The sequence below is a fragment of the Photobacterium minamisatsumaniensis genome (genome assembly GCF_050336695.1).
Lineage (GTDB): Bacteria > Pseudomonadota > Gammaproteobacteria > Enterobacterales > Vibrionaceae > Photobacterium > Photobacterium minamisatsumaniensis.
Window position 1 is genome coordinate 1 of the sequence record NZ_JAKJSI010000001.1, and the last position, 8,610, is coordinate 8,610.

Here is an 8,610-nt window from a genome sequence, read left to right on the forward strand (position 1 = left end):
CCCCTCTGAAACGATTGAGTCATCTTTAACCAATACGCAACCAATTGGAGGGTTAGGAATACACTTAGGCAATGCTTGCTTTGATATTTCTAATGCTCTAAGCATGAACTTTTCAGACATTTATTTCGTATTCCTTTTATCGGGATATAACGCCCTTGTGAAGTTGCCCGCCCCRAAACCYAANGATTACACCGTAACCACAAAAGCCAATTCAAACTAAAAATGCCGCGTGTTAAGGGTCAACTTGCACAGCTTGTTATATGAACACTGAATATAAAGCGGCTTGGCCGCCCCACCGAGACAGCAGGAAAAACATCCCAAGACCACGATGCTAACTGTAACCGTAACCCCCAACCTACTAACGATTGAAACCTTACTTGGCAGTGTAATTTCAGCAGCTTAGTAAATATTGAAATCATAGCGAACCAGCACAAAATTCAACAGTGCGGATTCATGAATTTGAGAGAGACAAGGCTATTTATACCAATGAACATTAGAATGAGATTAAGGTTAACCGCACCATTTCACGGAACGATTTTTACTGCATTTCGACCCACATTAAAACCTATAAATACCCAGCGGCAATGAGACCTAAACCATAAGAAAAAAATGGCATATAACGCCTGCAATAAGGTGTGCCCCACCGAACCAACAAAGAACACTGAACTCCATACCAAAACCGCCGAGTGTAACGTATCACCTTGATTGCTTTGTTATGTCACTTGGCTCTTTCGTACGGCTTCATATTGTTTGAAAGCGAGTAGCTTACCAAAATACTCACCAATTCGATGACGAGTAGTATAAATTAAACCATCAATTTCAAACTGATCTGTACTCTCGGTCAGGTCTTTTTCAAATTCGATTAATATTGCAGCCAAACTTTCCATAGAGAAAACAATTTCAGTCCAGACTCTAGCTAGATTTGAATCAACAGAATATGTGGATGTAAGCATCGATGTATATATTGGTAGATGATTAGACAGGCGCTTTCCTAGCGCAGCAAAATACTCGACTTCAGACTGACTCAACTTTTTGGAACCTTTATAATGGTTAAATAACTTTTCAATCGTACTTTGTTGTACATACTGAAGCTTTCGACCGTCTTTGTATGACTCAAGGTCAATACCATTAGCTGTTTGAAAGTAATATACAGAGTTTCCAATTAACTCGTTCATCACAGCTATTTTTGAAAGTTCATCTTTTTCAGCAGTTCTGCTTTTCATGTAATCAAGAAATACTGTAAAAATAAGACCGTTCAATGCAAGCCCAAGAATAGTTGGCAGGATGACTGAACTCACACCATTTTCTTGCTTTAGTGCGACGAAAAGCAACCAAATTGACAAAGTCAGAAAAACTAGAACTTTGATCCAACCTACAGCCTTAAAAAAGTGCTGAATTCTTAGATAGTGTCTAGATATTAACCCGGTGAATACCGCCATAACAACAATGCTTATAACAAGATAAAATACTTCCACTGATTTTTAACTCTTCTCATGTGACATAACGCCTGCAATAAGGTGTGCCCCACCTAACCAGCAAAGCGCGCCGGACTTCATACCAAAAATGCCGAGTAATACGCATCACCTTGATTGCCTTGTTATAAGGATATTTATTTACTTCTCAGCAACAGCTCAATTTTTTCATTAAATGCAGACTGGTTAACAAAATTAGTAAGGTCATCATCACTGAGTAAACTCTTTAATTCGTCGGTGCCCCATTTGTCTTTAACAATTGTAATGTGCTTTAATGTTATTTCGTATTTCTCTAGCAATGAATACAGGCAAGCAAGATTCCAGTGCGTTTCTATTTGGTCACTATCTAATTCGTAACTTTTAGATAGGTGCTTCTTTGCTTTTTTTAACTTTCCCTGATTTAAGTAAAGTGTTCCCAATCGACCATGAGCAAAACTATCTTTGTAGTTAACCTTCAGTTTCCTTTTATTTTCTACTTCTTCAATTAACTCTTCTGACAAATTAGATATAAACTCATTACCAAACCACAAAACCCAATGAGCGATACTTTTCAACTCAGACATATAAAGCTTTTCATCGCCAACAAAAATATTCGAATATTTAATAATTCTTAGTATCTCCGGATGGTTCCAGTCTTCATGTGCAGCGCCATGCTTTTCTGCAAATAGACACACAAACTCGGATTTACTCAATAGTTTAAATCCGTCTCCAGTTGTCCGAAATCCCATACTATCCATTGTTAAGTATGTTTCGAGCGTATGCGGCTTACCGGGTTCAGGGTGGCCTGCAGGATATTGAACAGGCGGGCCATCAAATATCTGCGTAGGCTCTATTTCAAACTCTTTCATTAACCCTATCAGAAGGGCTTTATCCCCTCCTTTAGTCTTTGTTAAAAGACGAATTTTCCCAGCGATCTCCCCAAAATATTCTTCATTGTTTTGCTCAAAACATTCAATATAGAAGTTTCTCAGAAGCTTCAGGTGCCTTTCTAGAGACTCTAAAAGATCGCTGATTGATCTTGTTGAGATATAATCTGACATAGACTATTTAATCCTTATAACGCCCTTGTGAAGGTGCCCGCCCCTAAACCTAAAGGTTACACCGTAATCACAAAAGCCAATTCATACTGAAAATGTCACGTGTTAAGGGTCAACTTACACAGTTTGTTATATGAACACTGAACTTAAAGCGGCTTGGCCGCCCCACCGAGACAGCAGGGAAAACAACCCAATACCACAATGCTAACTGTAACCGTAAACACCAATCTACCAACGATTGAAACCTTACTTGGCAGTGTGATTTCAGCAACTTAGTAAACACTAAAATCATAACGAACCTGCACCAAATTCAACAGTGCGGATTCATGAATTTGAGAGAGACAAAGCTATTTATAGCAATGAATATTTGCATGAGATTAAGGTTAACCGCACTAATTCACRTAACGATTTTCACTGCATTACGACCCACATTGAAACCATAAAACACCCAGCGGCAAAGAGACCTAARCCGTAAGAAAAATGGCATATAACGCCCTTGTGAAGTTGCCCGCCCCTGAACCAAAACCTTGCCCCGTAAACACAAAAGCCAATGCATACTGAAAATGCCACGTGTTAAGGGTCAACTTACACAGCTTGTTATATGAACGCTAAACTTAAAGCGGCTTGGCCGCCCCACCGAGGCAGCAGGTAAACAACCTCAAATTCACGATTCTAACTGTAACCGTAAACCTACCAACGATTGAAACCTTACTTGGTAGTGTAATTTCAGCGACTTAGTAAACACTGAAATCATAACGAACCAACACAAAATTCAACAGTGCGGACTCATGAATTTGAGAGAGACAAGGCTATTTATACCAATGAATATTGGCATGGAACTGAGGCAAACCGCACCATTTCACAGAACGATTTTCACTGCATTTCGACCCATATTGAAACCTCTGAATACCCAGCGGTAATGAGACCTAAACCGTAAGAAAAAATGGCATATAACGTCCTTGTGAAGGTGCCCGCCCCGAAACCAAAGCCTTGCCCCGTAATCACAAAAGCCTATTCATACTAAAAATGCCACGTGTTAAGGGTCAACTTACACAGCTTGTTATATGAACACTGAACTTAAAGCGGCTTGGCCGCCCCCACCGAGACAACAGGTGAACAACCCCAAACTCACGATGCTAGCTGTAACCGTGGACACCAAGCTACCGCCAACTAATAAACCAACTTAGCAAAGTAATTTCAGCAACTTAGTAAACACTAAAATCATAGCTAACCAGCACGAAAATCAACAGTGCGGGTTCATGAATTTGAGAGAGGTAATGCTATTTATACCAATGAATATTGGCATGAGATTAAGGTTAACCGCACAATTCACAGAACGATTTTCACTGCATTGCGACCCACATTGAAACCACTGAATATCAAGCGGCAATGAGACCTAAACCGTAAGAAAAAATGGCATATAACGCCGCCATAAGTTGCCCACCACCAAACCAAAACATGACACCGTAAACACACAAGCAGATTCATACCAAAACTGCCGCGTGTAAAGGGTCAACTTGATGGCCTTGTTATGCCTGTAAATTCAAGAAATAACTGTAGTACTCTGTATCTTTTACATACCCTAATGATTCGTACAGTTTTTGAGCGCCTAAATTATCTCGCGCTGTTTCCAAGCCAATGCCTTTAGCCTTCACATCCACAGCATAGGCTTTGGCTGAATTAAGAAGTTGCTTTCCTATTCCCTGCCCACGCACCTCTTCAATGACATATAAATCATTCAAAATCAAAGTAGTTGAAACTGAAACTGATGAAAAACTTGGGTACAGTTGCGTAAAGCCGATACCAATGCCTTGTTCATTTTTAGCAAGAAGAACAACTGATTCATCATTCGAAATACGTGCTTCAAGAAAAGCATGCGCCAAGCCTAAATCACTAGGCTGACCATAAAACACTCGATACTGGTCGAATAGCGGAACAACTGCACTCAGTTCCTTCTGAGTTACTCTTACAACTTCCATATTAAAGACTCCATAATTTAAGAAAGGCATAACGCCTAACATAAGGTGCGCCACGGTGAACCAGCCAAGCGCACCTAACTCCACACCAAAACTGCCTAGTGTAACGCGTCACCTTGATGTTTTTGTTATGTAATTTCACCATCCACAATCAATTGTAGCTCTGGCTTCCTTCTAACCAAAACCGTTCTAGAGAACATTCGTTCAGTTTCTTCTGGCTTAAATTTATGCCAACGACGATCCGTTTTGAAGTTAATTTTCACAACGTCATTGTTGATGAAATCATGAGCCGCGTCTTCAATTCGACCTGAAATGTCAATGAAGTCATTACGTAAAGCAACACCCAAACGCGGTAAGCCTATGTCATTGACTTGCTCTGTCCATTTACGCAAAGTCACAATATAATCAATAAAGAAACAGAGTTCACGCTTAAGTTCAGCTGATAACCAACGTTCAGATTGGGTTTGTACTTGATTTAAATAACTCAAAAAGTCATCGAATTGCTGCCTATTGGAAAATAAAGCTGGATACCTTGGTAATTCATTACCTTCATGTTCCCCTTCAACAACGACCATTGTACGCATTGAATTTGCTAAATTTATTATTTGATCATGCGCTTCTAGCTTTTTATCTACAAATTTTTCAGCTAGCTTTAACTTTGTTTCCCTTGATTTACCATAGTAACCAAATAGACCTGTAACAATAGCGCCTAAAAGAACTCCGAGAATTGCAAACACTGCACTCGCATTTTTAGTTAATAACTCTTCCAAATAAACTCCAAATTTTTGCTGTCACATAACGCCTGCAACTTACGAATCCCCACAAAATACCTTTGTAGTTCAATAAGTAGACACGCACCTTACCTTCTGATCTAATGGTTTCACCACAAAGCAAAAGATTGAAACCAAGATGCGTGATATTCAAATACTACACGAGTCGCTGGAAAATCAATGCCCTAACATTCACAAAAAGAGACTCAAATCACTCATGGACTCGGTGCAAGCATTGCTTAGCAATGATGCACTTACGCTTACTTTGCTAGGTCGTTCGCTTCCTTCAAAGGCCAAAACGAAACATTGTATTAAGCGGGTTGACCGTTTATTAGGTAACAGCCACCTACACCACGACAGACTTGATATTTATCGTTGGCACTGTCATCAATTTTGTTCGGTCAATCCACAGCCCATCGTTTTGGTTGATTGGGCTGATATTCGTGAATATGAACGCCTCATGGTGCTGAGGGCTTCTATCGCTGTCGATGGGCGCTCTGTGACGCTTTTCGAACAAACCTTTACCTTTAAAAACTACAATTCTCCACGCAGTCATCAGCAGTTTCTCGATAATTTCAACGCTGTTTTACCTTCGCATGTCATCCCTATCATCGTGACTGATGCTGGCTTTCGTAATACTTGGTTTAGGCAAGTGGACGACATGGGGTGGTGTTACCTTGGACGTGTCAGAGGGGATGTAAACGTCTTAATAAAAAACCAATGGCAACACATCAAACAATTGTTTAATAAAGCGAATAGCAAACCTAAATATATCGGATTCACACAGTTAGCCAAGCGAAAACCATTACAATGTCATCTTCATCTCTATAAAAAACAAACACCTAAAAAACGTAAAGACCGGCCAAAAGGTCGATCGCATTTTTCCGCTCAAGCCGTCCATAAAAAGTCAGCACTAGAACCTTGGTTACTGGCAACCAATATCCCAACAAAAATATTTTCATCTCGCTGCATCGTCAGGCTCTACACCAAACGTATGCAAATTGAAGAAACGTTCCGTGACTTAAAAAGCCCGCAATACGGTTTTGGCTTACGCCAAAGCCGAACCCATGACCCTAAGCGGTTCGATATTTTGCTACTCATTGGTCTGCTCGCTTTTATGGTCTATTGGTGGTTTGGGATAATTGCAGAGCATAACGGTTGGCAACGCCATTTTCAGGCTAACTCAATAAAAGACCGACGTGTTTTATCGTTCGTTAGACTCGGAAAAGAGATCTTTCGGCGGCTGGAATATCACATCAACGAATCAACAATATGTTGGGCGCAACAAGCCCTTATTCTCATGGCGAGGGATAGCTATCGTGCATAAATTATGTGGGGATCCGCCAGCGCCTGCAATAAGGTGTGCCCCATTGAGCCAACAAAGTAGACCGAACTCCATACCAAAACCGCCGAGTACAACGCATCACCTTGATTGCTTTGTTAAATTTCTTGTTTTTCACCAAGCTTAACAACTTGCGTCAGCACAACACTCACGGTCAGTTCAATGGTATCACTTTGATTTTGATTAACTTGGAAGTATCCGCCTTGCGCTGATAGTTGATTCACTTCTAGCTTCTTTAGTGATAACCGATTTGACCAGTATGGAACTAATGAACACTGAGCAGAACCTGTAGCAATATCTTCATTAATGCCAATACTAGGAGCAAAGTACCTTAATACGTAACCGCTAGTTCCTTTTTGAGCAGTCAAGATCACTGCATGGTACTCACTAATATTTTTGATTACATCAAAGTCTGCCTTGAAGTTACGAACTTGCTCTTCACTTTCGAGAACTACAACCAAGTCCCTCGTTGCGAATACATCAATTGCCTCCAGATCAAGCAGCTTGCTGTATTTTGACAATTCAGAGGTACACTCTGAATCCCAACTAGGCATAGCCATCGTATAACCATTAGCGCATTTATTAACTGAAACTGTTCCATGTTTATTAAGAAGCTCGACAGCAGGATCATGACTTGGATTAATCTTAAAGATAGTAGCTGCGGCAGCTAAGCTACCATGCCCACATAGATTAATTTCCATTTCACCCGCAAACCAACGAATCTCATAACCTTGTTCTACATCAACAATAAAAGACGTAACTGGTTGCCCTAAGTTTCGAGAAATAGCTTTTAATTCGTATGCTGGTAACCAAGAATTGAGTTTTACAACGGCAGCAGGATTACCCTTTGCCTTCTTACCTGTAAACACATTGAATATATACGCGTTGATAGTTTGCTCCTCTTTAAATTTAACGCCCTTGTGAAGTTGCCCGCCCTAAACCCAAACAGTACACCGTAATCACAAAAGCCAATTCGTACTAAAAATGCCGCGTGTTAAGGGTCAACTTACACAGTTTGTTATATGAACACTGAACTTAAAGCGGCTTGGCCGCCCCACCGAGACAGCAGGAAAAACAACCCAAACCCACAATGCTGACTGTAACCCCGAGCACCACACTACCACCAACTAAAATACAAACTTGGCTTCGTAATTTCAGCAACTTAGTAAACACTGAAATCATAACGAACCAGCACCAAATTCAACAGTACGGATTAATGAATTTGAGAGAGACAAGGCTATTTGTACCAATGAATATTGGCATGAGACTAAGGTTAACCGCACCATTTCACGGAACGATTATTACTGCATTGCGACCCACATTGAAACCACAAAACAACCAGCGGCAATGACACCTAAACCATAAGAAAAAATGGCATATAACGCCCTTGTGAAGTTGCCCGCCCCAAAACCAAACATTACACCGTAATCACAAAAGCCAACGCAGACTAAAAATGCCACGTGTTAAGGGTCAACTTACACAGCTTGTTATATGAAAACTGAAAAAAAAGCGGCTTGGCCGCCCCACCGAGACAACAGCTGAACAACCCCAAACTCACAATGCTGACTGTAACCCCGAACACCACACTACCACCAACTGAAATACAAGCTTGGCTTCGTAATTTCAGCAACTTAGTAAACACTGAAATCATAACGAACCAGCACAAAATTCAACAGTGCGGATTCATGAATTTGAGAGAGATAAAGCTATTTATACCAATGAATATTGGCATGAGATTAAGGTTAACCGCACCATTTCACATAACGATTTTTACTGTATTGCGACCCACATTGAAACCACAAAACAACCAGCGGCAATGGCACCTAAACCATAAGAGAAATTGGCATATAACGCCCTTGTGAAGGTGCCCGCCCCGAAACCCAACGATTACACCGTAATCACAAAAGCTAATTCATAGTGAAAATGCCGCGTGTTAAGGGTCAACTTGCACAGTTTGTTATATGAGAACTGAAATCAAAGCGGCTTGGCCGCCCCACCGAGACAGCAGGAGAT

At 40.7% G+C, this 8,610-nt stretch carries 7 protein-coding genes; 1 reads left to right on the forward strand and 6 read right to left on the reverse strand.

Features of this window, described 5'->3' with window-relative positions; translation table 11 throughout:
- Nucleotides 1–713: 713 nt before the first annotated feature.
- The 4 genes from L4D78_RS00005 to L4D78_RS00020 form a co-directional block, all read right to left on the reverse strand.
- Complete coding sequence (locus L4D78_RS00005; protein WP_428465059.1) at nt 714–1,475, reverse strand: hypothetical protein; 762 nt, start codon at nt 1,473–1,475, stop codon at nt 714–716.
- Nucleotides 1,476–1,609: 134 nt separating this feature from the next.
- Entirely contained in the window at nt 1,610–2,512 is a 903-nt protein-coding gene (locus L4D78_RS00010) for a tetratricopeptide repeat protein (RefSeq protein WP_428465060.1), read from the reverse strand.
- 1,526 nt (nt 2,513–4,038) lie between these two features.
- Nucleotides 4,039–4,572 carry a GNAT family N-acetyltransferase gene (locus L4D78_RS00015; protein ID WP_428465061.1) on the reverse strand — a complete coding sequence of 178 codons (534 nt, stop codon included), beginning with the start codon at nt 4,570–4,572 and terminating at the stop codon, nt 4,039–4,041.
- A gap of 41 nt (nt 4,573–4,613) precedes the next feature.
- A complete protein-coding gene (locus L4D78_RS00020) occupies nt 4,614–5,255 on the reverse strand; it encodes a hypothetical protein (protein ID WP_428465062.1) in 642 nt (213 codons plus the stop codon).
- Between the two features lie 139 nt (nt 5,256–5,394).
- Between L4D78_RS00020 and L4D78_RS00025 the strand changes: the two genes are divergently transcribed.
- Nucleotides 5,395–6,582 (forward strand): IS4 family transposase, encoded by a 1,188-nt coding sequence (locus L4D78_RS00025; protein ID WP_428465063.1) that lies wholly within the window; start codon nt 5,395–5,397, stop codon nt 6,580–6,582.
- A gap of 113 nt (nt 6,583–6,695) precedes the next feature.
- On the opposite strand, the gene L4D78_RS00030 is transcribed toward L4D78_RS00025, so the two are convergent.
- Together L4D78_RS00030 and L4D78_RS00035 are read right to left on the reverse strand one after the other, a co-directional pair.
- Complete coding sequence (locus L4D78_RS00030; RefSeq protein ID WP_428465065.1) at nt 6,696–7,487, reverse strand: PhzF family phenazine biosynthesis protein; 792 nt, start codon at nt 7,485–7,487, stop codon at nt 6,696–6,698.
- 411 nt (nt 7,488–7,898) lie between these two features.
- Nucleotides 7,899–8,057 carry a hypothetical protein gene (locus tag L4D78_RS00035; protein ID WP_428465064.1) on the reverse strand — a complete coding sequence of 53 codons (159 nt, stop codon included), beginning with the start codon at nt 8,055–8,057 and terminating at the stop codon, nt 7,899–7,901.
- Between the last annotated feature and the right edge of the window lie 553 nt (nt 8,058–8,610).